Source organism: Methylophaga sp. SB9B, assembly GCF_004832235.1.
Classification (GTDB): domain Bacteria; phylum Pseudomonadota; class Gammaproteobacteria; order Nitrosococcales; family Methylophagaceae; genus Methylophaga; species Methylophaga muralis.
This window is the reverse complement of the sequence record NZ_SSXS01000007.1, coordinates 37,785-61,749: the sequence shown is the minus strand read 5'-3', so window position 1 is coordinate 61,749 and position 23,965 is coordinate 37,785. Positions and strand designations below refer to the sequence as shown.

At 43.3% G+C, this 23,965-nt stretch carries 26 protein-coding genes and 1 pseudogene; 19 read left to right on the top strand and 8 right to left on the bottom strand.

Annotated elements, in window-relative coordinates; genetic code table 11:
• Positions 1 to 2,048 (bottom strand): protein translocase subunit SecD (gene secD / locus E8Q33_RS08970; RefSeq protein ID WP_136554410.1); only part of this gene is annotated, 2,048 nt, incomplete at its 3' end.
• A 54-nt stretch (positions 2,049 to 2,102) separates the two neighbouring features.
• Positions 2,103 to 2,501, bottom strand: a complete 399-nt coding sequence (locus E8Q33_RS08965) for a hypothetical protein (protein WP_136554258.1) — start codon at positions 2,499 to 2,501, stop codon at positions 2,103 to 2,105.
• A 77-nt stretch (positions 2,502 to 2,578) separates the two neighbouring features.
• Here E8Q33_RS08965 and E8Q33_RS08960 point away from each other — a divergent pair, with 77 nt between their 5' ends.
• The 13 genes from E8Q33_RS08960 (at position 2,579) to E8Q33_RS08905 (ending at position 14,369) form a co-directional block, all read left to right on the top strand.
• Positions 2,579 to 3,550 carry a glutathione S-transferase family protein gene (locus tag E8Q33_RS08960; RefSeq protein ID WP_136554256.1) on the top strand — a complete coding sequence of 324 codons (972 nt, stop codon included), beginning with the start codon at positions 2,579 to 2,581 and terminating at the stop codon, positions 3,548 to 3,550.
• 312 nt (positions 3,551 to 3,862) lie between these two features.
• Positions 3,863 to 4,183 (top strand): diacylglycerol kinase, encoded by a 321-nt coding sequence (locus tag E8Q33_RS08955; RefSeq protein ID WP_136554408.1) that lies wholly within the window; start codon positions 3,863 to 3,865, stop codon positions 4,181 to 4,183.
• A 2-nt stretch (positions 4,184 to 4,185) separates the two neighbouring features.
• On the top strand, positions 4,186 to 6,156 hold the full coding sequence (locus E8Q33_RS08950; protein WP_168800181.1) for an LTA synthase family protein: 1,971 nt from the start codon (positions 4,186 to 4,188) through the stop codon (positions 6,154 to 6,156).
• Between the two features lie 157 nt (positions 6,157 to 6,313).
• The gene (locus E8Q33_RS08945; protein WP_136554252.1) at positions 6,314 to 7,012 is read left to right on the top strand and encodes a thermostable hemolysin; all 699 of its coding nucleotides are present in this window, start codon (positions 6,314 to 6,316) and stop codon (positions 7,010 to 7,012) included.
• Positions 7,009 to 9,126, top strand: coding sequence for an AMP-binding protein (locus tag E8Q33_RS08940; protein ID WP_136554250.1), 2,118 nt, complete (start codon positions 7,009 to 7,011; stop codon positions 9,124 to 9,126). The genes E8Q33_RS08945 and E8Q33_RS08940 overlap by 4 nt, the downstream gene beginning before the upstream one ends.
• Positions 9,123 to 9,935 carry an SDR family oxidoreductase gene (locus tag E8Q33_RS08935; RefSeq protein ID WP_136554248.1) on the top strand — a complete coding sequence of 271 codons (813 nt, stop codon included), beginning with the start codon at positions 9,123 to 9,125 and terminating at the stop codon, positions 9,933 to 9,935. Before E8Q33_RS08940 ends, E8Q33_RS08935 begins: the two co-directional genes overlap by 4 nt.
• Positions 9,932 to 10,600: a hypothetical protein gene (locus E8Q33_RS08930; protein ID WP_136554246.1), complete on the top strand. Its 669-nt coding sequence runs from the start codon at positions 9,932 to 9,934 to the stop codon at positions 10,598 to 10,600. The genes E8Q33_RS08935 and E8Q33_RS08930 overlap by 4 nt, the downstream gene beginning before the upstream one ends.
• Positions 10,581 to 11,240: a response regulator gene (locus E8Q33_RS08925; RefSeq protein ID WP_136554244.1), complete on the top strand. Its 660-nt coding sequence runs from the start codon at positions 10,581 to 10,583 to the stop codon at positions 11,238 to 11,240. Before E8Q33_RS08930 ends, E8Q33_RS08925 begins: the two co-directional genes overlap by 20 nt.
• Positions 11,237 to 12,562 (top strand): ATP-binding protein, encoded by a 1,326-nt coding sequence (locus E8Q33_RS08920; RefSeq protein WP_136554242.1) that lies wholly within the window; start codon positions 11,237 to 11,239, stop codon positions 12,560 to 12,562. The genes E8Q33_RS08925 and E8Q33_RS08920 overlap by 4 nt, the downstream gene beginning before the upstream one ends.
• Positions 12,562 to 12,897: a cupredoxin domain-containing protein gene (locus tag E8Q33_RS08915; RefSeq protein ID WP_136554240.1), complete on the top strand. Its 336-nt coding sequence runs from the start codon at positions 12,562 to 12,564 to the stop codon at positions 12,895 to 12,897. Before E8Q33_RS08920 ends, E8Q33_RS08915 begins: the two co-directional genes overlap by 1 nt.
• A 2-nt stretch (positions 12,898 to 12,899) precedes the next feature.
• Complete coding sequence (locus tag E8Q33_RS16005; protein ID WP_247869998.1) at positions 12,900 to 13,064, top strand: hypothetical protein; 165 nt, start codon at positions 12,900 to 12,902, stop codon at positions 13,062 to 13,064.
• 77 nt (positions 13,065 to 13,141) lie between these two features.
• Entirely contained in the window at positions 13,142 to 13,678 is a 537-nt protein-coding gene (locus E8Q33_RS08910; RefSeq protein WP_247869997.1) for an FTR1 family protein, read from the top strand.
• On the top strand, positions 13,671 to 14,369 hold the full coding sequence (locus tag E8Q33_RS08905) for a hypothetical protein (protein ID WP_247869996.1): 699 nt from the start codon (positions 13,671 to 13,673) through the stop codon (positions 14,367 to 14,369). Before E8Q33_RS08910 ends, E8Q33_RS08905 begins: the two co-directional genes overlap by 8 nt.
• A 10-nt stretch (positions 14,370 to 14,379) precedes the next feature.
• Here the strand turns inward: E8Q33_RS08905 and E8Q33_RS08900 are convergent, their stop codons facing one another.
• From E8Q33_RS08900 to E8Q33_RS15990, 4 genes and pseudogenes are all read right to left on the bottom strand, one after another.
• Positions 14,380 to 14,685: a hypothetical protein gene (locus E8Q33_RS08900; protein ID WP_136554238.1), complete on the bottom strand. Its 306-nt coding sequence runs from the start codon at positions 14,683 to 14,685 to the stop codon at positions 14,380 to 14,382.
• A gap of 141 nt (positions 14,686 to 14,826) precedes the next feature.
• Positions 14,827 to 15,267 (bottom strand): hypothetical protein, encoded by a 441-nt coding sequence (locus E8Q33_RS16000; protein WP_247869995.1) that lies wholly within the window; start codon positions 15,265 to 15,267, stop codon positions 14,827 to 14,829.
• Positions 15,268 to 15,303: 36 nt separating this feature from the next.
• Positions 15,304 to 15,411, bottom strand: a pseudogene (locus E8Q33_RS15995) (hypothetical protein); the annotation flags it as partial.
• A gap of 20 nt (positions 15,412 to 15,431) precedes the next feature.
• The gene (locus E8Q33_RS15990; protein WP_247869994.1) at positions 15,432 to 16,016 is read right to left on the bottom strand and encodes a globin domain-containing protein; all 585 of its coding nucleotides are present in this window, start codon (positions 16,014 to 16,016) and stop codon (positions 15,432 to 15,434) included.
• 174 nt (positions 16,017 to 16,190) lie between these two features.
• Between E8Q33_RS15990 and norR the strand changes: the two genes are divergently transcribed.
• A complete protein-coding gene (gene norR, locus E8Q33_RS08890) occupies positions 16,191 to 17,786 on the top strand; it encodes a nitric oxide reductase transcriptional regulator NorR (protein WP_247869993.1) in 1,596 nt (531 codons plus the stop codon).
• Positions 17,787 to 17,817: 31 nt separating this feature from the next.
• Here norR and E8Q33_RS08885 read toward each other — a convergent pair whose 3' ends face one another.
• Positions 17,818 to 18,864, bottom strand: a complete 1,047-nt coding sequence (locus E8Q33_RS08885; protein WP_136554236.1) for an NAD(P)-dependent alcohol dehydrogenase — start codon at positions 18,862 to 18,864, stop codon at positions 17,818 to 17,820.
• A gap of 433 nt (positions 18,865 to 19,297) precedes the next feature.
• Between E8Q33_RS08885 and E8Q33_RS08880 the strand changes: the two genes are divergently transcribed.
• The 3 genes from E8Q33_RS08880 (at position 19,298) to E8Q33_RS08870 (ending at position 21,604) form a co-directional block, all read left to right on the top strand.
• Entirely contained in the window at positions 19,298 to 19,771 is a 474-nt protein-coding gene (locus E8Q33_RS08880) for a PA2169 family four-helix-bundle protein (RefSeq protein WP_247869992.1), read from the top strand.
• A gap of 97 nt (positions 19,772 to 19,868) precedes the next feature.
• Positions 19,869 to 21,296, top strand: coding sequence for a cytochrome-c oxidase, cbb3-type subunit I (gene ccoN / locus E8Q33_RS08875; protein ID WP_136554234.1), 1,428 nt, complete (start codon positions 19,869 to 19,871; stop codon positions 21,294 to 21,296).
• A 107-nt stretch (positions 21,297 to 21,403) separates the two neighbouring features.
• Complete coding sequence (locus E8Q33_RS08870; protein WP_136554232.1) at positions 21,404 to 21,604, top strand: cbb3-type cytochrome c oxidase subunit 3; 201 nt, start codon at positions 21,404 to 21,406, stop codon at positions 21,602 to 21,604.
• A gap of 71 nt (positions 21,605 to 21,675) precedes the next feature.
• On the opposite strand, the gene E8Q33_RS08865 is transcribed toward E8Q33_RS08870, so the two are convergent.
• Positions 21,676 to 21,879 carry a hypothetical protein gene (locus tag E8Q33_RS08865; protein ID WP_136554230.1) on the bottom strand — a complete coding sequence of 68 codons (204 nt, stop codon included), beginning with the start codon at positions 21,877 to 21,879 and terminating at the stop codon, positions 21,676 to 21,678.
• A 457-nt stretch (positions 21,880 to 22,336) separates the two neighbouring features.
• Between E8Q33_RS08865 and E8Q33_RS08860 the strand changes: the two genes are divergently transcribed.
• A complete protein-coding gene (locus tag E8Q33_RS08860) occupies positions 22,337 to 22,885 on the top strand; it encodes a sigma-70 family RNA polymerase sigma factor (RefSeq protein ID WP_136554228.1) in 549 nt (182 codons plus the stop codon).
• Positions 22,886 to 22,902: 17 nt separating this feature from the next.
• Entirely contained in the window at positions 22,903 to 23,871 is a 969-nt protein-coding gene (locus E8Q33_RS08855; RefSeq protein ID WP_136554226.1) for a FecR domain-containing protein, read from the top strand.
• The last annotated feature ends 94 nt before the right edge of the window (positions 23,872 to 23,965 follow it).

Below are 23,965 nucleotides of genomic sequence, written 5' to 3'. Positions count from 1 at the left end.
GCAAAGTGATATTCAAACCTAATCCACAGATACGCCAACATACCGAGCCCGGCAAAAACAATGGCCAAGATAGTCGCATCTTTAAAATCACCACTGACTTTTGGTCCAACCATTTCAACGCGTGGAAAACTCGCATCGGCCGATATTTCCTGTATCGCTGATTTGATATTTTCAACAGGTTCACCGCTAGCGACTTGTTCAGCACCTTCCATTGGCAGGCGAATTAGATAATAGTCATCATCGCCGAATTCCTGAATCGAAGCCTGAGCAAAACCTTTTGCTTGCAAGGCATGACGCACCTGTTCTACATCCGTGTTTGGCGCTTGTACTTCCATCACCGTGCCACCACTAAAGTCGATGCCGTATTTCAATCCAGGTTGGAAAAATAAACCAATCGCTGCTAAAGACAAGATGGCTGAAGCGGCAATACCGACAAACCGACCCCGCATAAAATCAATCTTGCTGTTACTGAGTCGATCCAGCGCTTTGATGCCGGAAATACTGAGTAAATCCTGTTTTGGCATCCGCTTAACCCGCCATTCCATCAATAAACGAGTAAAGGAAATCGAGGTAAACATTGATGTAATAAGGCCAATCGCCATCGCTACGGCAAAACCACGAACCGGGCCACTACCAAACATAAACAGCAAACTAATTGCTATCAATGAGGTGATATTGGAATCCAGAATCGTACTGTAAGCGCGTCTGAAACCGGCATCCAAAGCAATCAGGGCACGTTTGCCTCGACGGGTTTCTTCGCGGATCCGTTCGTTAATCAGAATATTGGCATCAACAGCCATACCGATACTCAGAATAATCCCGGCAATACCTGGCAGGGTTAGCGTTGCACCTAATACACTCAAAACGCCAAAAATCAGACCGATATTGAGTGTCAAGCTCAGACTGGCAATAAGTCCCCAAGTGCCATAAATCGCCAGCATAAACACCAATACCAATATGGCACCAATCACACCGGTAGTAATACCCATAGAAATGGAATCACTGCCTAAATCTGGTCCGACGGTGCGTTCTTCAATCACATTAAGCGGAGCAGGCAGGGCACCGGCACGTAACAATAGTGCCAGTTCATTCGCTTCAGAAACAGTAAATGAACCACTGATTTCACCCCGACCACCGGCAATCACACTACGAATAACCGGGGCAGTAATGACTTTATCATCCAACACAATCGCCAGTGAGCGACCGATATTGTGTGTGGTCATTTCACCAAACAACCTTGCGCCTTCTTTATCCAGCTCAAAACTGACTACTGGCTGGCCATTTTCCTGACTGAATACCAGATTGGCATCTTTGATATGCTGACCTTCAAGTGCTACCCGTTCTTCCAAAGTATAGACTTCACCTTCAGTCATACCCTGAGCTTTGATGACGCCGGACGATTCTGCATTCGCTGCCCAATGAAAGGTCATTTTGGCAGTAGTACCCAGCAGAGTGCGGATATAACTTGGATCATCAACGCCAGGCAATTGCACCAGAATGCCGTCACTGCCTTGTTTGGTAATGGTCGGATCCACCAGGCCGCTCTCATTAAGACGTTGTCTGACCACCTTCAAGCTGTGCTCAACGGCATCTTTAGTGAGTTTTTCACTATGCGCTTTGGTTGGAGTGATGGTGAGTTTATTTGCCTCATCATCAAGTGAGAACAAAGCCAACCCGCCTTTGGGATCTTTAATAAAGGTCCGCACAAGCTGCTTTATATCCGCTAAGCGGCTAGGATCTTTTGGTGTGATAACCAGATGGTTTTTCGATACAGAAATCGGCTGAATAAAGATCCGTTGTTCCCGTAATGCATCGGTGATCTGTTCGGCTAACTGCTGATGATCGTTGAGTTGTAAATCATTGGTATCCACTTGCATCAGCAAATGGGAACCGCCACTCAAATCAAGACCTAATTGAAAGGTATTGTCGGTAAACCATGAAGGTAAATGTTGTGAAGTTGATGTTGGCAACACATTAGGCAATGCACTGAGCAGGCCCACAATAATAATCAGGCTGAATACAACAGCCCGTGAAACGAATGAACGCATACATAATCCTCGAAGATGACTTCGTGTTTAAACAAAAAAGGTTTAACAGTGGGATTAGTAGGGACTTGGAGGTGCGCGAGTGATGGGTAAATGATACTTGCCGTCACCAATGATCAGTAACGCCAAATAATGTAGATCCAACGCATGCAGTAATGCTGCGGCAGGAAAATTGAACTCAGTCGAATAATTTAACCAGTGCTGTTCGTTATCACCGTCACCTGAAATCGGTGCAGCCAGATTTTTGATATCCAGCAATGAACGGAAATGATCACGATGATTGGCTAAAGTAAGTTGATTAAACTCAGCGACAAAACCGGAATTGGTTGAAACAGTTGCCTGACGGAAATCTACCCAGCCGGCAAAGGCCAAACTATTCAGCAACAACAGCAATACGCACAGCTGCCAGATATTGGCAGGGCGCTGGTCAAGCTGCTGTGTTTGGAGATGTTTCATGAACTTATTCGCAATTAAGTGCACAAATTGTGAGCTTCGCTAATAAAACAGTCAACTAAATTTAAGGAAGGTAATGCATGGGCTTATTAATGAAAGGCCAGTGGGTCGATCGCTGGTATGACACCGATTCCAATCAAGGCAAATTTATTCGCAGTAAATCGCAATTCCGCAATTGGATCACCTCTGATGGCAGTGCCGGTCCAAGTGGAGAAGGTGGTTTTAAAGCGGAGGCTGGTCGTTATCATTTATATGTTTCTTTAGCCTGTCCCTGGGCGCATCGCACCTTAATTTTTCGTAAGCTGAAAGGTCTGGAACAGATGATTTCATTATCTGTTGTTAATCCGTTAATGCTGGAACATGGCTGGACGTTTGATTATGCAGAAGGAGTGATTGAAGATCCGTTACATCAGGCGAAATTTCTGCATCAGGTGTATACCGCAGCCGATCCAAACTACAGTGGACGGGTAACAGTACCGGTGTTGTGGGACAAACAGCAAAACACGATGGTCAGCAATGAATCTGCCGAGATCATTCGTATGTTTAACAGTGCGTTTGATGCGATTGGTGCCACAGCGGGGGATTATTACCCGGTCAATTTAAGAAACGATATCGATGCTATCAATGATGAAGTCTATGACAACATCAATAACGGTGTTTACAAAGCAGGTTTTGCCACTACTCAACAAGCCTATGAAGAAGCTGTTTATCCTTTATTTGAAGCCCTGGATAAGGTTGAACAGCGCCTGAGCAAAAATCGCTATCTAGTCGGCAATGATTTGACAGAAGCCGATTGGCGTTTATTTACCACCTTGATTCGCTTTGATGCGGTGTATCACGGCCACTTCAAATGCAACCTGAAACGCATTGAAGACTATCCGAATACTGCTGAATACATTCGTGAGCTATACCAATGGCCCGGTGTTGCAGAAACCGTCAATATGCAGCATATCAAAGGCCATTATTATCGCAGCCATAAAACCATCAACCCTACAGGGGTCGTGCCAGCTGGACCAATCTTGAATTTCGAGCGGGCTCACAACAGAAGATAGTCAATACATGGTGGCAAGGTAAAACATTACCGCAGCATCAATAAAGCCAAAGGCAATAATACCCATCACCAGATAGTGCCAGAAAGTCAGTTTGGTTTTCATAAAGGCCTCATCTATATCTATTTGGTTTTTTAGGCAGACAGTTTTCAGAGCCAAAAGATTGCCATGTTGAGGTATTTAAAGTGGATTTGTTTTCCTTAAGGTTTAGTTAAGTATTGTCGTCGTAGCATGAGCCTCATTTTTGTTTAATGAGGCGATTTTGTGCAAAAACATACTGGATTCAAACGGCTGTTTTATGCCTTGGGTTTCTCAATGCAGGGACTGGTTGCAGCACTGCGTTTTGAAACCGCTTTTCAACAGGGATTTCTGTTGTTGATCGGTGGAGGGATTTTCAGTTTTTTTCTGGATGTATCTCCAGTCGAACGACTGGCACTAATAGCGGTTTTACTGTTAGTTGTCTTGGTGGAAGCACTAAACTCAGCGATTGAATGTATTGTTGATCGCATCAGCACTGAAAAACATCCCTTATCTGGCCGTGCCAAGGATTACGGTTCACTCGCTGTATTTATAGCTATCATTCTTGCTCTGACAACCTGGCTGACTGTTCTCTGGCCATTAATCGTGCGGGGCTGATAATGACTAAAGTAAAGTCTTTGTTTGGTCCTTACCAGGTTTTTATCAATCTAGTAGTAACAGGTTTAATCATGTTATCGCTGTCCAGATTGGGACTGGTAATCTGGCAATGGGACAGGGTGGTGGCAGCGACAGATTTACCAACGATTTTTCTGCAAGGATTTCGAGCTGATTTAATTATTTTAGGCATGTTGCTGGCTCCATTGGTGTTATTAATGCCTGTATTGGTCAATCGTTGGGCATGGAAGATCTGGCAAAAGCTGGTGCTGATATGGGGCGTCATCATTATCGTCATTATCAGCTTTATGGAAGCATCAACCCCGGCGTTTATTATGCAGTATGACTTGCGTCCAAACCGCCTGTTTATTGAGTATCTACAGTATCCCAAAGAAGTCTTCGCCACCTTATGGCAAGGCTTTCGTGTGCCGTTATTTGTGGGTGTTGCTTTAACCCTATTATTTGGCAGTGGGACAATCCTGTTATTAAAACGCTGGATGGCACAGTCTCAATCCGACTGGCCGCTATGGAAGTTATGGTTAACCTGGCCACTTTTGGTGATTATTTTAGTGCTGATGATTCGATCTTCCATCGGTCACCGCCCGGCCAACCCTGCCAGTTTTGCACTGACTTCTGATGCCATGGTGAACAGTTTGATGATCAACTCCGCCTGGTCAGTGTATTTTGCCATTTACAATATGCAGCACGAGTCTAACTCTGCCGAAATTTATGGCACGATGACTGAGGCCGAGATCATGGCTGAACTGCATCAAAACTACCCTTGGATTAGTGTTGATAGCCAGGCACCATTTCCCACCTTAAATACCCGGCAAGCTAGCGTAAAGCGTGATAAACCGCTTAATCTGGTGATTATTCTGCAAGAAAGTATGGGGGCAACCTTTGTTGAATCTTTAGGTGGCGAGTATTCCGTCACACCAAATTTGGAACGCCTGAAACAACAAGGTTGGTGGTTTGAACAGCTTTATGCCACGGGCACTCGCTCAGTAAGAGGTATTGAAGCCGTGGTAAGTGGCTATTTGCCAACGCCTGCTCGCAGCGTAGTCAAGCTTTCGCTGTCTCAACAAAACTTTTTTACCATAGCTGGTTTACTTAAACAGCAAGGCTATTTCACTGAATTTATCTATGGTGGTGAGTCACATTTTGACAATATGGCGAGTTTCTTTATTGGCAATGGCTTTGAATCAGTAATTGATCAACATGATTACTCCAATCCGGTTTTTACTGGTAGTTGGGGTGTATCAGATGAGGATTTACTGAATAAAGCACACCAGCAGATTCAACAAAAACATGCGCAAGGTCAGCCTTATTTCAGTCTGGTGTTTACTTCCAGTAATCATTCACCTTATGAATTTCCGGATGGACGCATTGAACTGGATAACCCTGTTAAACAAAGTGAGACCAATACAGTTAAATATGCCGATTACGCCCTGGGCCAGTTTTTTGATAAGGCTAAGCAAAGCGATTATTGGGAGGACACCTTGTTTCTGGTGATTGCAGATCATGATTTGAATGTTTATGGCGATTCACTTGTACCCATCGAGCGTTTTCAAATACCGGGTTTAATTTTAGGTGCTGATATTCAGCCACGGAACATACCGACGATTGCCAGCCAAGTGGATATGCCACCGACCTTATTGTCGTTAATGGGTATAACAGCTGAAACACCGATGATTGGTCGAGACTTAAGCATTGAGGCTGAACAGCAATCAGAGGGCCGGGCAGTGATGCAATTTGCTGATTACTACGCGCTGATGCAAGGTGAGAAGGTCACCGTTTTAAGACCACAAAACTCTGCATTGAAAGGTCAATATTCACCAAAATCACGGCAATTAAATATCATCGGCCCGGCTGCTGCAGAGGATGAGCATAAAGCTTTGGCGCATGTTTTATTGCCATCATGGTTATATCGTCAGCAACGTTATAACGTGCCGTCTGGAAGCCTTGCCAGAAAATAAATAATCCGTTGCAGATGAGCCTGAGAATGAACTGGATTTTCACTCTCAGGCTTTTTTTGTTCTGTGTATATACCCATTTTTGAACAAAATAATAACTTAAGTTTTTCTTAAGTTTTGCTGCTTAACATAAGCAACCATAGTCATCAGGAGGTGATATATGGAAGCGAAAAAGCTGCAAACTTTAGTTCAACCTTCAGTAAAACATTGGCAACAACGGTTATTATTTCCCCACAAACCCGTGTCATTGATAAAGCGTAGTCATGCTGATGAATATTCAAACGTGCAGGCGTTTATCAGTGATCGCTTTTATGCTGCCTTTGGTGCAAAAATCCACAGTTTTTTACCGTATTTTCTTGCCAGTCATACTGAAGGTTGTGTTGATTCAGCGATTGGTTTTCAACCAGCACAAGGTCAGCAGTTATTTCTCGAACAATATCTACAACAGCCCATTGAACAATCACTGCAAACAATCACCAACGGGATCCGGCGGTCAGATATTGTAGAAATTGGCAATCTGGCAGCCAGTTTACAAACCGGTAGCCCGTTATTGTTTATTTTGCTGACTGCGATTTTGCATCAAGCAAATTATCAATGGGTGGTGTTTACCGCTACTCGACAGGTCAGACATTTATTAAGCAAGTTACAGCTCACCTCATATTCATTAGGTGATGCGGATCCGAATTTTTTGCATGATAAACAGCAACAATGGGGCAGCTATTATCAGCATCAGCCAATGGTTCTGACTGGGCATTTGCCAACCGCTGTTAACCATTTACAACAACATCCCGTCATTAACAGCGTATTGGATATTCACGCTGAATTTATATTAAACACGGCCAGGACGTTACGCCCATGACCAGTGAATTTTTACTGGCTCTTGAAAAGCTGGCTGCGGCAGAACCCGATAAAATCTGTGTACGAGACGGTACGCAAAGTTTGAGTCGTAAACAACTCGTGCAAAAAGTTGCTGCTGTGGCGACTGAGCTTGAGGTTTATCAAAACAAAGTGGTTGGTTTATTAGCCGACAATAGCCTGTCATGGTTATTGGTGGATTTGGCCGCACAGCATGTTGGTATTATTTTGTTGCCATTACCCTTGTTTTTTACTCCAGCCCAAATACAACATGCACTGCAAAGTACCGGTGCCATCGGCGTGATTCATGCTGACCATCTCTGGCCCACCTCTATTAGCCCAGACTTTTTTGCTGATAGAGAGCATTTGCATAACATTGACATGCTCTTCACCGGCACTCACTTGCCGAGTGATGTTTTATTGCCCATCGGCACGGCAAAGATTACGTTCACTTCTGGTTCAACAGGCACGCCTAAAGGCGTTTGCCTGAGTAACGACAATCAATTTCAGGTGACGCAAAGTTTATTAGCTGTGTTGCAAATGCAAAATGTAAGACATCTGGCGTTATTACCGTTAAGCACTTTATTGGAGAATATCGCCGGTCTTTACTCGGCATTATTAAGTGGTGGGGAAGTCATTTTATTGCCTGTAGTCGAAACAGGTGTATCCGGCAGTCTGTCCGGTAAAACTGACAAGTTGATTAAAACACTGACTCATTATCAGCCTGAAAGTCTGATTTTGGTGCCAGAGTTATTATCCATTTTGGTCCTTGCCGTCGAGCAGGGATGGCACCCACCAAGCTCATTAAAATTCGTCGCCGTCGGCGGTAGTCGGGTTGCAAAACCATTAATTGAGCGTGCACGCCAGTTGGGCATCCCTGTTTATGAGGGATATGGGCTGTCCGAGTGCAGTTCGGTGGTCAGTCTTAACACTCCATTACAGGATAAACCCGGTACTGCAGGCAGAGTGCTGCCACATATTAATATCAGTTTTAGTTCTGCTGAAATTGTGGTCGAAGGCAATGCTTTTCTTGGCTATGTAGGCTCAGCAGAACCTGCGGCTGACGAAGTCTATACCGGAGATTATGGTTATCTCGATGCCGATGGCTATCTGGTGATTCAGGGACGTAAAAAACAACTGATCATTTCCAGTTATGGCCGCAACATCAATCCGGAGTGGGTAGAAAGTGAAGTTCTAGCCCATCCCCAGGTATTGCAATGCGTGTTATTCGGTGATGCTCGTCCGTTTTGTGTCGCTTTGATTTACAGCACGCTGGACGATATTGCGCTTGAACATTGGATTAATCAGATAAATCAATCTTTGCCGCAATACGCCCAACTCTACAAATGGCTGCGTCTCGAGCAGCCTTTAACGTCTCTTAACGGCCTGTTAACTCTTAATGGTCGACCCGTCGTGAAGCCATTTTCAATCACTTTCAGGATTCTTTGGAATCCCTTTATCAGGAGCCACAGTATGGGATTTTTTGACACCCTATGTCAGGAAACAGCAGCAGATCGCTTAACGCTTTTTCAAGCCCCAATTTTTGATAAAGCGATGCAGGGTGATATTACCCTTGCAGACTATATCGCCTTTTTAACCCAGGCTTATCATCATGTGAAACATACCATTCCATTGTTGATGGCGGTGGGTTCACAACTGCCAGAGCAATATGAATGGTTACGTGAGGCGGTTGCTGAATATATAGAAGAAGAACTGGGCCATCAGGAATGGATCCTGAACGATATTGCGGCGTGCGGGGCCGATAAAGAACTTGTCAGAAACAGTCGTGCTCATAACACCACCGAACTGATGGTCGCTTACGCCTATGACACGGTGTTTAGAGTGAATCCATTAGGTTTCTTTGGCATGGTTCATGTACTTGAAGGCACCAGCATTGCCACCGCAGATAATGCCGCATCTGCTATACAAAAAGCCTTATCGTTACCTGATCAGGCGTTTAGTTACCTGCGTTCACATGGGGCATTGGATCAAGAGCATGTGAAGTTTTTTCAGGGATTGATGGATCGCATTGATGACCCGTCAGCCAAACAGCAAATTGTGCACAGTGCCAGAATGTTCTATCGCTTATACGGTGACATTTTTCGGAGCCTGACATGATTGGCTCAGTCACATCAAAACAAACCATCGTTGTTCTGACTGGTGCAACAGGTGGCTTAGGCAGTGCTTTGGCCGTTTCATTATCCAAACTCGGTGTCGTATTAATTTTGTCGGGTAGGGATCATCAAAAACTCGAACAGTTAAACCAGCAATTAGGTGGCCAGCATCATTGCATTGCTGGCGATCTGTCTACCCACAATGGTCGTCAGGCACTTACGGCATATTGTCAGCAATTCAGTGGTGGCATTGATGCTCTTATAAATAATGCAGCCAGCAATCATTTTGGCCCGTTACAGGAAATGAGTGAAACCGCTATTACCCATATGCTGACAACCAATTTATTGGTACCTGTTGAGTTAACACGTTGTCTGCTGCCCAGTTTGAGAAAGCGCGATAAGGCACAAATTATCAATATCGGTTCAGCTTTCAGCCGCTTAGGTTTTCCAGGCTTTAGTGTTTACAGTGCCTGCAAATTTGGTTTGCGTGGATTTACTGAAGCACTGCGTCGTGAACTGGCCGATACCAATATTACGGTGCGTTTGTTTGCCCCCCGAACCATTAAAACCGCTATGAATGATGCCAATGTGATGGCAATGAATGACGCACTGGGAAATCACAGCGATAGCGTTGAGCAGGTTGCCAAACAATTTGTCAGTTTTTTTCAGCACCCGCAACGCAGTGAGCAGTTTTTAGGCTGGCCAGAACGTTTTTTTGGCTGGTTGAATTCCATTAATAGTCGATGGGTTGATCAAGGTATTGCTGCAAAACTTCCCATTATTCAACGGTACTGGTCAGGAGAAAAAATATGAAAAGATTACTTATCACAAGCTATACAGCATCTTTATTGATGTTTTGTTTATCAGCTCATGCGGTTGCTCCAGAAGCTGTGCAACTGCAATCGGCCTGGGAGCATGCAAATTATGAATTAAGCGGAAAACCACAAATAGAGGCGTTCGAGCATCTGATTACCGAAGCCGATAAAACCAGACAGCAGTTACCGGCACAAGCAGATGTCTTAATCTGGCGCGGTATTATTTATGCGAGTTATGCAGGTAAAAAAGGTGGTCTAGGTGCATTATCAATGGCTAAAACGGCTAAAGCTGACTTAGAAAAAGCCATCGAAATTGATAAGCAAGCTTTGAATGGTTCGGCCTATACTACTTTGGGTACGTTGTTTTATAAGGTCCCCGGTTGGCCGCTGGGTTTTGGGGACAATACCATTGCCGAAAAAATGCTTAAAGAAGCGTTAACAATAAATCCGCAAGGCATTGATAGTAATTATTTTTATGCGCTATATCTTATTGAAAAACATCGATATGCTGAGGCCGAAAAGTTTCTTTTAAAAGCACAACAAGCGGCCCCAAGACCCGAAAGACCCTTAGCAGATAAAGGGCGTCATCAGGAAATAGACCAGGCGCTGGCAGCAGTGAAAAAACATATGGCCGAGCAAAAACATGCAAGTACTGTTAATTGAAGATGATGCATCTCTGGCACAGGGATTGATTCGATCTTTGCGCCATGAGCGCTTTACCGTCAATCATCTGAGTCTTGGCCGTCAGGCGATTAACAGTATTAAAACCACACCTCCTGATATGGTGATTCTCGATCTCGGCTTGCCGGATATGGATGGCACACTTGTGTTAGCCGAGATAAGAAAACTCGATCCTGCGTTACCCGTATTAGTGTTAACGGCACGTTCCAGTATTGATGATCGGGTGAGTGGTCTGGATGCCGGTGCTGATGATTATCTCGCCAAACCTTTTGATATCACTGAGTTATTGGCCAGATTAAGAGTATTTGAGCGGCGTTTAAGCAGTCAGCAGCATGCTGCGTTGCAAATTGGCGGCGTGGCCTTAGATAACAAAACGTTACAACTACAGGTTGATGGTCAGCAAGTTGAATTATCCCGACGTGAATTTATGTTACTGAAAATATTGATGGAAAATGCCGGCAGAGTTCAAACCCGCGACAGCCTGGAATCAAAACTTTACAGTTGGGGCGAAGAGGTTGCCAGCAATGCGATTGAAGTGCATGTGCATCATTTACGCAAAAAACTACCGGAAGGTTTTATTAAAACCATCCGTGGTGTGGGTTACCAGATAACCACTAAATGAAATCGATCCGACTATATTTATTGTTGATATTAGTTTCAACGCTGATTCTGGTGATGTTTGTCTCGCTATTGAAAGGCTATCAATCCAGTATCGAAACAGCCCAGCGTTTATTCGATGAACGTCTGTCTGACACCGCTGAATTAATTGCCAGTGCCAATACCCAGCAGCTGCCAGCAGATGTGTTTGGGGGGCAAACCAGCAGTTACCTGTTTTTTCAAATCTGGGATGCTAACGGCAATTTGATTACCCGCTCTGATACTGCGCCGAAAATCGCGTTAAGCCGTTTTGAAAAAGGTTTTTACGACGTTAATTTTAATGGTTTTCGTTGGCATAACTATGTTTACCCCGATCCACATTTGCAACGCTGGGTTATTGTCGGAGAACGCAGCGATGTCCGATCATCAATGGCCGAAGACATTGTTCTCGCTACTATTTTCCCAGCGTTTATCGGGATTATGGTTGCTGCGGTTTTAATTTGGTGGCTCATCGGAACCGGATTAAAACCATTAAAAAACCTGTCCCGGCAACTTGCCAGCAAACAAGCTGATGATCTCAAACCCATCCATCTGGCGGGCTTACCCACAGAAATCAATCAATTGGTGCAGATCATTAATCAATTATTTTGGCGGCTTGATCAAAGTTTTCAGCGTGAACAACGCTTTGCAGCTGATGCAGCACATGAATTAAGAACGCCTATCAGTGCATTGCAAATACATTTACACAATCTGCAGCAAACCCATGGCGATGACAGTGAAGAGTGGCAATTAATGCGCACAGCGGTTGAGCGAATGGGCCATCTGGTTAATCAGATCCTCACTTTATATCGCACAGCACCGGAACAGATTGCAGCTAAAACCGAAACCATTGATTTGTCGAAGCTGACCAGTGAAATGATTGCCCGTGATTACCAGCAATTTGAAAAACGTCGCCAACATGTTGAATTAAGTGCTAAACCAGCCATCATGCAAGCACATGTTTTTGCAATGGAAACGCTGATACAGAACTTACTCAGCAATGCCAGCAAATACGCGCCTGAAAAAGGTCATATCATGATTCAGGTCAATCCAATAGATAAAGGCGTGCGGTTCACCATTGAAGATGATGGTCCGGGTATTCCGGCTAATCAATATGAACGCATTTTTGACCGATTTTATCGCTATCAAAATGAAAACAGTGATTTGCAGATGCCCGGCTGCGGTTTGGGTCTGGCAATTGTGCAGCACATAGTCGAAATGCATCATGCTGACATCAAACTTAGCGAATCCTCTTTTAGCAGTGGTCTGAAAGTCATCATCGATTTTCCAGTGACGTTGAATAACTGATGAAACATATATTCACAACAATCATTATCTTATTGATTTCCTTTGACTTACATGCTGAGCCACCGGTGTATGAAATCATTATCAAAGACCATCTTTTTTACCCGGATGAACTGATTATTCCGGCCAATACCAAAGTTAAATTGCTGGTCAAAAATCAGGATGTCACACCCGAAGAATTTGAAAGTTATGAGCTTAACCGTGAAAAAGTAATTCCTGGTAAGTCGCAGGTGATCATTTTTATCGGGCCATTAAAACCCGGCATCTATCCATTTTTTGGCGAATTCTTCCCTAAAACAGCACAGGGAAGAATCATTGTTCAAGAAATTGAGGAGTAATCATGCTACTTAACAGTGTGATTCTCGTTTTAAGAGAAGTACTTGAAGCCGCCATGGTCGTGAGCCTGTTTATGGCGTTTACCACTGTCAGTGGACATTCACGCATTTTTTTAGTTAAAGCAATTATATTGGGGCTTATCACCGGGGCAATTTATGCTATTACCTGAGTTTTATTTCTACATGGTTTGAGGGTGTTGGCCAGGAAATTGTCAACACCATGATCCATATAGGGATTTATCTCTTTATGATTGCTTTTTTGTTTTTGCTGGCAAAAAATATTCTATTGCCCAATCGACTGGTCAAGCTATTGATTACGATGGCAATTATCCTGGCAATCAGTCGTGAAAGTGCTGAAATTATCTTGTATATCTCCGGATTTCGAAGTGACAGCTTCCTGATGGGCTCAGTTGTTACCGGAGGCCTGATTGGTCTTGGGATAGGGCTAAGCTGCGGTGTGTTTCTTTATCATTTGATGATTGCCCTGAAACCTGTTTCGGCGATAAAACTCATTGGTTTACTGGTGATCATGGTAGGGGGCAGCATGATGAGCCAGGCCACACAATTTCTCATACAAGCCGATTGGTTGCCAGCAACAGAGCCTGTCTGGGACAGTTCTCACATTATCAGCGAACATTCTTTACCGGGTCAGTTGTTGTATGCCTTGATGGCTTATGAAGCGACACCGACCTTATCGCAATTGCTGGTATACATTTGCAGCTTGCTGATAATGCTACTGGTGATTTTTATCGGCAGACATTTAAGGCAAACAACTCATGTTTAATATCCGCGTTTTACTGTTGCTGAATCTCACTGCAGTAAGTTTATTCAGTTCGACGAGTTTTGCTGATGGCAATCCGGTCGATAAAGTCTATGCCCCTTATGTTCAACCGCTTGAACGTGAAATCGAATGGAGAATGACCGATTCGGATGGTCGGCAAATCCAACGATTGGGCTTTGGCAAATCGGTAAATGATCGACTATTTATCGAAGCTTATTTAATCGCTGAAGACAATCAACACAATGATTTACGCCTTGAAGCCTTTGAAGTGGAGGCGTTGTGGCAATTAACCGAGCAGGGCGAATATGCCGTGGATTGGGGACTTATAACCGAACTGGAACGGCAGCGTGATGAGAATAATTGGGAAATAGCGACCGGTTTAATTGCTTTGAAAGAGTGGGGAAAGTGGGTGGGCACCGCCAACTTCTGGTTGAAATATGAGTGGGGCGAGAGCGTGCAGAGTGAATTTGAAACAGCCTTGGCTTTACAAACACGCTATCGCTTGTCACGTTTTTTTGAACCCGCCATGGAGTTTTACGCCGGTGAAAATACCCGCGCTTTAGGGCCCGTATTTTTAGGTGATATCAGTCTTTCACCGGGTAAAAAGCTGCATTGGGAGCTGGGCGTACTCACTGGCTTGAATGCAAAAACAGCTGATGTAAACTGGCGTGCATTATTAGAATATGAGTTTTAACTCACGCAATTCATTCTTCTTGTTGAGAAATACATCCTTCATAGGTTGCATTTTTAAAGTCATCAATGGCTTTCTGTTTGCCCTCATTGGTATCTTGCACTGGTTCTTGATAGGCACTCAACAATAAACCCCGAGTCACGTTGCCCATCGCGTTTTGCATGGCTTCGTGAATTGGCGTATTCATTTGGCGAAACAACATATACGAACCGGCTTTGCTGGCCCATTCTTCACAGATCTGTTCTGATTCGGCCTGAACCGAAAAGCTATTAAATAAGAACAATCCGGCCAACCAGAAACTTACTGTTAGATGTTTCATTTAAAAATCCTCATTGATAATGCAATGAATCTACCGTTATCAAGATGAAGATTTCGTCAAAAAAACAGGTACAACGCTTAAATAAATCAATCTAGTAAGTGAATTGAAAAGGAGAGCGATCTTTCGCTCTCCAGCTTGCTGTCAAATATCACTGTGCGGGCCAAACACTTCATAATGAATTTGTTCGCTTGGGATGCCTAAATCAATTAACTGCTGTTTAATAAAACGCATGAATTCAACCGGCCCACAGATATAAAAATGACCATCCGATAGTGGCAGTTCAAATTGTAAACGCTCTAATAACATCAAACCATTCAGGGCCTTTTCATCATCAGTGTCATCATGTTTATACCAATAGTAGTAATGCAACTTATCTAATTGATCTGCTTTACTTTGTAACTGATTAGCGTATGAATGCTGATGTTGATTTTCACATGCATGTAAAAACCAGATGTGTTGCTCTGTGTTGCTTTCAAGCAATGTTTCCAGCATCGCCATCATCGGCGTAATTCCCACCCCAGCAGAAATTAATACGGTTGGTTTATCCAGATGTGCCAGGTAAAAATCTCCGGTGGGTGGCATTAATTCAATCTGATCACCAACCTGAACTTTATCGTGTAAAAAGTTGGAAACTATGCCTGCTTTTGGCTGAGATTCACGTTTGACACTGATACGATAACTTTCACCATTAAATTTATCGGAAATCGAATACTGTCTGATTTCAATATTCTCTGCATGCTCCGGTTTTACTTTAACAGCCAGATATTGCCTGGTTGATAACTGGCAATCTCATCGCCATCCGCCGGCACAAAGGTAAAGCTGGTCACCAGCTCTGATTCCGGGGTTTTATCTTTCACTTTAAATAAACGCGGACCAGTCCAGCCACCAGGTTTAGTTTGATAATCGTTGTAAATTTCCTGCTCCCGACCAATCAATACTTTTGCCAGCAAACCGTAGGCTTTCACCCAGGCATCAGCGACTTCATCAGTAAAGTCATCAGGAGCCAGCTCACGAAGGGTTTCAATCAAATGATGGCCGACAATTTGATACTGGTCTGGCTGAATATCAAAACTGACATGTTTATGCGCGACTCTTTCAACCAACTCACCTAATGCACCCAGATCATCAATATGCTTTGCATACATCGCTACTGCACTGAACAGGGCAAATTGCTGTCTGCCAGTCGCCTGATTTGCAAGGTTAAAAATATCTTTTAATTCAGGGTTATGAGTAAACATGCGTTTGTAAAAATGGTCGGTAACTTCCACCCCGGCGTTCTCTAATAATGGCAGGGTGCTTTTTACGATTTCGATGGTTCTGTTATCTAACATAAATAACCTCTTAACTAATTTAAACAACTGATTCGTTATGTAGTTTGCAGAGGTTGTGCCACATATAGAAATATATATAAATCATATATATACATAAGCGTGAAACATAATATGTGTCATATTGACATAGAAAAACTCGTGTCTTTATGACCTAATGGTGCTAGATTGACCTAAATGAAAATTGAGGCGGCTATGCAGGATTTTGATTCAACCTTATTACTTGAAGTGGCTTTGGATCTGGCGAACAGTATCAATAATGATGATCGCTTTGATCGATTGCTGGCTTCTATTCGTAAAGTTATTAAGTGTGATGCTGTTGCCTTATTGGGCCTCCATGAAAACCTGCTAACACCCTTGGCTATTCAGGGGTTGTCCTCAGAGGTATTAGGTCGACGCTTCCATCTCAATGAACATCCCAGACTCGAGCAACTTTCAAATTCCAGCAAACCATTCATCTTTTCAGATAATTGTGATCTACCCGATCCCTATGATGGTTTGCTTTTAGCCAGAACAGGGGATCTTCCGGTGCATTCCTGTATGGGATTGCCATTGTATTCAGATCAGAAAGTCATTGGTCTGGTCACCATCGACAGTTTACAAGCTGGCAGTTTTAACAATATCAGCTCTAAAACACTTGAACTTATAGCAGCTTTGTCTGCGGCTACCTTAAAAACTGCCCTGGAATTTAAAAAGCTTGAAATCAGTGCTCAGCATGCCCAGCAACTGGTACAGGAACTGACTCAAGAAGCTTTATTAAAAGATGGGGGAGAGCTGATTGGTCAAAGCACAGCCATGCAGAGATTAAAAAATGAGCTTCAGCTGGTTGCCGGTTCGGATTACACCGTGCTTATCACCGGTGAAACCGGCGTAGGAAAAGAGCTGGTAGCTCGGACAGTACATCAATTGTCATTGCGAAAGGATAAACCCTTAGTCCATATCAATTGTGCTTCTTTGCCTGAAACCTTGGCTGAGGCCGAGTTGTTTGGCCATACCAAAGGCGCTTTTACCGGTGCAGATCGTGAAAGAGCTGGTAAATTTCAATTAGCCCATGGTGGCAGTCTGTTTCTTGATGAAGTGGGTGAGTTGCCTTTGACGGTGCAAAGTAAATTGTTACGTGTATTGCAAAGCGGTGAAATACAACCAGTGGGTAAAGATAATGTTGAACAGGTTAATGTTCGCGTGATTGCTGCTACCAACCGGGATCTCGAAGAAGAAGTCCGCGAAGGACGTTTCAGAGCCGATCTTTATCATCGATTGTCGGTATACCCGATCAAGGTTCCACCACTAAAAGATCGGGAACAGGACGTATTATTACTAGCAGGTTATTTTTTGGAAAAAACCAGTCGTAAATTAGGCATCAGGCAATTACGTCTTACTCAGGATGCTGAACTGGCATTAAGAAGCTATCACTGGCCGGGCAATGTCCGTGAACTGGAGCATGTCATCAGTCGGGCGTCATTAAAAGCCAAAGCCAAGCCTACAGCCAGCGGCATCATTTCATTGAATAGAGAATTCCTGGAATTACCCGCTAATCAAAAAGCGGATAACTTAAACGTACAAACAACCGAATCGTATCCTTTGATTGATACTGAGTTCGATCTCAAAACCGCCACCAATGAGTTTCAAAAACACTGCATTTTAACTGCTGTCACCCAAGCTGATGGAAACTGGAGTGAAGCGGCCCGAGCCTTGAAAACGGATCGGGCCAACCTGGTCAGAATGGCAAAACGCCTTGGAATTTCGGTTAAAAAATCCATTATTAATAATTAACGTTGTTGCTCATTTTTTAATGGATATCGTTTTATAAGCTCAGCGAGGCCATATCAATCACAAATCGATAACGCACATCAGATTTCTCCATCCGTTCAAACGCTTCATTGATCTCGTCCATTTTGATCATTTCGCATTCCGGCAAAATATTCATTCGTCCACAAAAATCCAGCATTTCCTGAGTTTCGGCAATTCCGCCAATCAACGATCCAGCAATGCGGCGACGTCCGAAAATCATTGGTGCGGTATTGGGTCCTTCAACTGGGCCAATCTGTCCGACTAAAACCAGCGTGGCATCGTTATCCAATAAAGGTATGTAAGGATTTAAGTCATGGTTCACTGGAACCGTATCGATAATCAAATCAAAACTTGAGCCTGCAGCGGCCATTGAATCTTCATTTTTGGAAACCAGAAATGCATGTGCACCCAGGTCTTTTGCATCCTGTTCTTTACTTGGTGATGTGCTAATGACAGTGACATGAGCACCCAATCCAACTGCCAACTTAATCGCCATATGACCTAAACCGCCCATCCCCACAACCCCAACACGGCTTCCTGGGCCAACATTCCATTCTCGTAAAGGTGAATAAGTGGTAATTCCCGCACAGAGCAATGGCGCGGCCAAGGCTAAATCCAGGTTTTCGGGGATACGTAAGACAAATTCTTCACGCACTACCAGATGTTTTGAATACCCACCCTGCGTGATATCACCGGTAATGCGATCTGGTGAACCATAGGTCAAGGTAAAACCATTACGGCAATACTGCTCATGATCGTTATGGCATTCATCACAGTCTTGGCAGCTATCGACCATACAACCCACAGCCACGTTTTCACCTGGTTTGAATTTGGTCACCGCAGAACCAATCTCGATAACCCGACCGACAATCTCATGACCTGGAACGACGGGATAAATTGATCCACCCCAATCATTTCTCGCCACATGTAAATCCGAATGGCAGACGCCGCAATAGAGGATTTCTAACGCAATATCATTGGCACGTAGTTCACGACGTTCAAAAGTTAACGGGGCTAATGGTGATTCAGATGAGTTTGCTGCGTAGCCGATGGTTTTCATGGAAATCTCCTGATTAAAAGGAAGTGATTAGGGTAGTGATTCAAAATGTAAAAATGAAAACGTGTTTATATTTCTTACATCCAGAATACAGCCACGTGGATTAACTTATTATTAAATTGATTTCAAACTAAGTTATCACATCAATATTTACTGAATTACTGATGGCACTATGAATGTCTTCGTCCGGTAAGTTTTAATTTCACTATATAAATTTTATATAGATCTTATAGTTTTATTTTGTAAGTCAAAAAATTCCCGCTCTAAAGCCGCATTCCCATTGAGGCTAATAATTTCTGTTTGTTGGCACAGCCATTGCTGACCTAGTACATAGTTAGAAATAACTAATGATTTAAGCTTGTTCCTGAAATTCCGGAGCAGGTATTAACGGGATTTACTGAATGTCGTCTTTTTCATTCCTAAATTCATTGATTAAGTGAGCTTTATTAATATTTTGAGGAAAGAAGTTATGACAGAACTTGTTGATGCGGAAGAAATTATAAAAGACCTGAATGATCTTATTGAACTGGATTATGACGCGGTTGCAGCCTATCAAGCAGCGATAGACAGGCTTGAAGATAAAAACTATAAAGATCAATTAGCTAACTTTATGCAAGATCACCAAAATCATATTGCTGCGTTAAGTCAGCTGGTGAGTCAGGAGGGTGGTTCCCCTGCAGATGGTGCTGATATGAAAGTTATTCTGACCAAAGGAAAAGTGGTCATCGCTGATTTGGGTGGTGATGAAGCAATCCTGAAAGCCATGTTGATGAATGAAGAAGTCACCAACAAAAGCTATGAGAAAGAAGTTGAAAAAGATTTTCCTCAACCTATTCAAGCTATTTTGATGGCTCACCTGGCCGATGAACGCCGCCACAAAGAATGGTTAGAAGTCGCCTTGTTAGATTAAATTGAATGGGAGATGGAGGTTAGTTTCTTTTGAAACTAAATCCATCTCCTTTATTGTGAGGATACTGCAGTCAAAGTATTTTACGGGGAGAAGGGCAATGGTCGATTCAGCTGAAGGGTATAACTACTCCATCGTAAAATATTTTATGGTAATGGCCTGCATCTATCTTGTGATAGGCACAGGAGTAGGCGTATTTATCGCCTCACAACTGGCCTGGCCCGATTTAAATTTCGATATTCCTTATATTACCTTTGGCCGTTTACGCTCGGTGCATACCAACACGGTGTTGTATGGTTTTGCTGGAACGGTATTGGTGGCAACCGCCTTTTATGTTGTGCAGCGCACTAGCCATGCCAGATTATGGAGCGACAAATTAGCCTGGTTTACCTTCTGGGGCTGGAATATTTATATGCTCGGCATCTTTATCACCTTGCCACTCGGCTTAACCCAAGGTAAGGAATATCATGAAGCCGAATGGCCGATGGACATCCTGCTTGCCTTTGTTTGGGTCGCTTTTTTAATCAACTTTACGATGACCTTAGCCATTCGCAAAGTGAGCCATATCTACGTCGCTAACTGGTTTTATCTCTCTCTGTTAATCATGTTCACCTTTTTGCATGTGGTCAATAGCCTGGCGATTCCGGTGGGCATGTGGAAATCCTATTCTGTTTTCGCCGGGGTTCAGGATGCAATGGTCCAATGGTGGTGGGGACATAACGCTGTAGGTTTTTTTCTCACAGCTGGCTTTTTAGGCATCATGTATTACTTTGTACCCAAGCAAGCTAATCGCCCGATATATTCCTACAGACTTTCAATAATTCACTTTTGGGCATTAACGTTTGGTTATGTCTGGCTCGGTGCACATCATCTGCAATACACCGCATTACCTGACTGGACCGGTTCATTAGGCGCGGCCATTTCGCTCGCAATGATCATTCCTTCATGGGGCGGGGCATTGAACGGGATGTTCACCTTAAGTGGTGCCTGGAACAAGCTGCGTACTGATTATATTTTGCGTTTTCTGATTGTCTCTCTGGCTTTTTATGCCATGTCGACTTTTGAAGGACCGGTTATGTCCTCAAAAACAGTGAATGCCTTGTCTCATTACACTGATTGGACTATCGGACATGTACATTCAGGTGCATTGGGCTGGGTGGCGATGATTTCAATCGGGGCGATTTACCATATGACTGAACGGATGTGGAACACCCAAATGTTCTCAGTAAAACTGGTCAATCTGCATTTTTGGATGGCAACGATCGGTACCGCCATTTATATAACATCGATGTGGATAGCCGGCATCATGCAAGGGCTGATGTGGCGTGCTTATGATGATTACGGAAATTTATCCTATACGTTCGTTGAATCCGTCGCAGAAATGTATCCGTACTATGTCATGCGTACTTTTGGTGGCTTTATCTTCTTTTGTGGCGCGGTGCTCATGCTGTTCAATGTCATTAGAACTATTCGCCAGGCCCGCACAAAAACTAGTGATTTATCAGCGCCTATAACGCAACAGACCTAGTCATCGGTATCGTGTTTGCCGATAAACCATTTCAAACTTGGTAGCTGATCTCAAGCAGCTTTTCGACAGCTTATAAAAGTAAAGAATTTACTAATTAGGAGTGAAAAATGGTTGAAATACTCACAACGATTTTTGCTACCAATATTGAAATGATGACAGTAAAGGATTGGTACGGAACGTTGATCACTGTCATCTCGTTTGTGCTTACGTGTTTAGCGTATTTTTGGGTATTCCGTCCGGCGAATAAAGTAAGACTGGAAGCCCACAGGCATCACTTGTTAAAACATGACAGAGATGAGCCGCTGTAAAAAATTACATTCAATAAAGTCAGGGCAGGGAAGTAGAGGAGTAATCTGCTAAAAATCAGCTTTATAAAGGCTTATTTATCATGCTCATCTCTGTTCACTAAAAACTCCAAACCCGCCCCGACATCTTCCTCACCACAAGCAGCCATATCATCTGGGCTACCAGCCTGGGCCTCTTTGTGGGTCAATATCAAATCTCGTCGTTCTTTAAGACTTTCTAGTTGAGAAAAATCTAATTCGTCGTGCTCTGTAGTATCAACTTTAGGTTTATCGCTCATAGAATTTGGCTTTATTTAAAATAATGAATTTGTGACCATGGCTAATCTAAAATTACTCTGGTCGAGATTTTTCTAGCTGCTGTCCTAATTAAAAGCACGTCTTGTGCCAAGAAGCTGTGAGATTTTCAACTTACGAATCTAACTTGCATTGTTATGCGTTTTTATCCCCTCTCTAAGTATTTGTGAAGTTCCCTGACCTTTATCAATAAATTCATCAGCAGACTTTCTTCAAAGCCTAAAGCGGTGCTATATAAGAAAATAGCGATGTTATAAAACTTCCCTTATAACTTTAGGATTATTTCCTATATTTACTACCAAACTTAAGTAGTAAATTGATGCCAATTCTGTGACACCAATCACGCCTTTTGTCTCTATGAAAATGGTCAGGGATTGCCAATAACAATTACAGGCACAAGAATTTTTAATAAATTTGCTCAACATACTGGGGAGAAGTAGCTTGAGTAATACAGCGATATATCAGGATTTAGGTGCTTATACAGTGAATACCCCTCATCAAACCAGGGACTCACTCGTTACAGATCTGTATCAAAAACACAATAGTTGGTTGATGGGGTGGTTAAGCAGAAAGCTGGGCTGCAGTTTTGATGCCGCCGATCTGATGCAGGATACCTTCTCCCGTATTCTACAAAAAGATGATCTCACTGATATCAAAGAACCACGGGCTTATCTCACCACGATTGCACATGGCTTAATGGTGAATCATGTGCGACGTCGTGATATCGAAGCGGCTTATCTTGAGGAGATTTCCAACCTGCCTCAGGCTGAAGCACCATCACCTGAAACCATCGCCATCATGATTGAAACTCTGACTAAAATTGATCAAATGCTCGATGGCTTGCCCAGCAAAACACGTAATGCATTTTTGTGGTTTCAGCTGGAAGGGCTTTCACATGCACAAATCGCGGAAAGGTTATCGGTATCGGTGAGTTCTGTTCGTCAATATATTGCCAAGGCTTTATTGCATTGCATCACCATGACTTCTTAATCGGTTTGCATAGTTAAATGGCACATACAAATACCAAAGCCCTTCATGACGCGACGAACTGGTATGTTCAATTAACCTCCGGCACGGCAACAGAACAAGATCGCCAGGCATGGAAAGCATGGCTTAACGCTGACCATTCAAATAAACTTGCCTGGCAGCAAGTGGAAGAAGTCACTAACTGTTTTATGGGACTAAATGCAAAAACCAGTATTGCAGTCCTAAACCGAACCTATGCTTCTTCTGTCTCTACTGGCAGAAGACAAGTCCTCAAAAATCTCAGTCTGCTTTTCGCGTTTAGTTCTGCCGGGTGGCTTACCTATAGAGAAAAACCCTGGTATCACTTTATGGCGGACTACTCCACCGCAAAAGGTGAAGTCCAAACATTCAGGCTGGATGATGGCACCAAACTGGTTTTAAATACCGACACCAAAGTATCGATTCATTTTGACGAACAGACCAGAAAAGTCAGACTGCTGCAAGGCGAGGTATATGTTGAAACCGCCGAAGAAACCAATCCTGTTTATCGTCCCTTTATTGTTCAGACCATGCATGGCACGGTGACCGCTTTAGGCACTCGCTTTAGCACACGCATCTATAAAAATCGCAGCTGTGTCAATGTGTTTGAACATGCAGTGGAAGTCAGGCCCATTGACGGGCTCGGCGATAAAGTGGTGGTAAATGCCGGTGAAGAAGTGAAATTCACCTCAATGCTATTCCAGCAAAAAATGTTGTTTGATATGTCAGCAGCTGATGCCTGGACCAAAGGTTTTATTATCATTGATAACATGCCGTTGGCGAAAGTTATCGACGAGCTATCACGATACCGCCATGGCGTCGTGCGTTGTGATCCCGCAATTGCTGATCTTGAAATCTCTGGTGCTTTGCCTATCACCGATGTAGATGCTGCATTGCTCAGCATCGCCAAAACACTTTCGATTCGTATTGAAAGTTTCACCCCTTACATGGTCATGCTCAAACCCGTATAAAAACGGCTTTTCTAAAAAACTTAAAAATAATTTCAAAAAAAATTGTCACTTTCCGATTTTCGATTGGCATAGCTAATAGAACAACAAAATAAGA

Bases quoted from the DNA above. Each gene is read 5' to 3' on its own strand.
- E8Q33_RS08965 (WP_136554258.1), bottom strand. From the start codon at position 2,501: ATGAAACATCTCCAAACACAGCAGCTTGACCAGCGCCCTGCCAATATC.
- E8Q33_RS08960 (WP_136554256.1), top strand. From the start codon at position 2,579: ATGGGCTTATTAATGAAAGGCCAGTGGGTCGATCGCTGGTATGACACC.
- E8Q33_RS08955 (WP_136554408.1), top strand. From the start codon at position 3,863: ATGCAGGGACTGGTTGCAGCACTGCGTTTTGAAACCGCTTTTCAACAG.
- E8Q33_RS08950 (WP_168800181.1), top strand. From the start codon at position 4,186: ATGACTAAAGTAAAGTCTTTGTTTGGTCCTTACCAGGTTTTTATCAAT.
- E8Q33_RS08945 (WP_136554252.1), top strand. From the start codon at position 6,314: ATGGAAGCGAAAAAGCTGCAAACTTTAGTTCAACCTTCAGTAAAACAT.
- E8Q33_RS08940 (WP_136554250.1), top strand. From the start codon at position 7,009: ATGACCAGTGAATTTTTACTGGCTCTTGAAAAGCTGGCTGCGGCAGAA.
- E8Q33_RS08935 (WP_136554248.1), top strand. From the start codon at position 9,123: ATGATTGGCTCAGTCACATCAAAACAAACCATCGTTGTTCTGACTGGT.
- E8Q33_RS08930 (WP_136554246.1), top strand. From the start codon at position 9,932: ATGAAAAGATTACTTATCACAAGCTATACAGCATCTTTATTGATGTTT.
- E8Q33_RS08925 (WP_136554244.1), top strand. From the start codon at position 10,581: ATGCAAGTACTGTTAATTGAAGATGATGCATCTCTGGCACAGGGATTG.
- E8Q33_RS08920 (WP_136554242.1), top strand. From the start codon at position 11,237: ATGAAATCGATCCGACTATATTTATTGTTGATATTAGTTTCAACGCTG.
- E8Q33_RS08915 (WP_136554240.1), top strand. From the start codon at position 12,562: ATGAAACATATATTCACAACAATCATTATCTTATTGATTTCCTTTGAC.
- E8Q33_RS16005 (WP_247869998.1), top strand. From the start codon at position 12,900: ATGCTACTTAACAGTGTGATTCTCGTTTTAAGAGAAGTACTTGAAGCC.
- E8Q33_RS08910 (WP_247869997.1), top strand. From the start codon at position 13,142: ATGATTGCTTTTTTGTTTTTGCTGGCAAAAAATATTCTATTGCCCAAT.
- E8Q33_RS08905 (WP_247869996.1), top strand. From the start codon at position 13,671: ATGTTTAATATCCGCGTTTTACTGTTGCTGAATCTCACTGCAGTAAGT.
- E8Q33_RS08900 (WP_136554238.1), bottom strand. From the start codon at position 14,685: ATGAAACATCTAACAGTAAGTTTCTGGTTGGCCGGATTGTTCTTATTT.
- E8Q33_RS16000 (WP_247869995.1), bottom strand. From the start codon at position 15,267: ATGCCACCCACCGGAGATTTTTACCTGGCACATCTGGATAAACCAACC.
- E8Q33_RS15990 (WP_247869994.1), bottom strand. From the start codon at position 16,016: ATGTTAGATAACAGAACCATCGAAATCGTAAAAAGCACCCTGCCATTA.
- norR (WP_247869993.1), top strand. From the start codon at position 16,191: ATGAAAATTGAGGCGGCTATGCAGGATTTTGATTCAACCTTATTACTT.
- E8Q33_RS08885 (WP_136554236.1), bottom strand. From the start codon at position 18,864: ATGAAAACCATCGGCTACGCAGCAAACTCATCTGAATCACCATTAGCC.
- ccoN (WP_136554234.1), top strand. From the start codon at position 19,869: ATGGTCGATTCAGCTGAAGGGTATAACTACTCCATCGTAAAATATTTT.
- E8Q33_RS08870 (WP_136554232.1), top strand. From the start codon at position 21,404: ATGGTTGAAATACTCACAACGATTTTTGCTACCAATATTGAAATGATG.
- E8Q33_RS08865 (WP_136554230.1), bottom strand. From the start codon at position 21,879: ATGAGCGATAAACCTAAAGTTGATACTACAGAGCACGACGAATTAGAT.
- E8Q33_RS08855 (WP_136554226.1), top strand. From the start codon at position 22,903: ATGGCACATACAAATACCAAAGCCCTTCATGACGCGACGAACTGGTAT.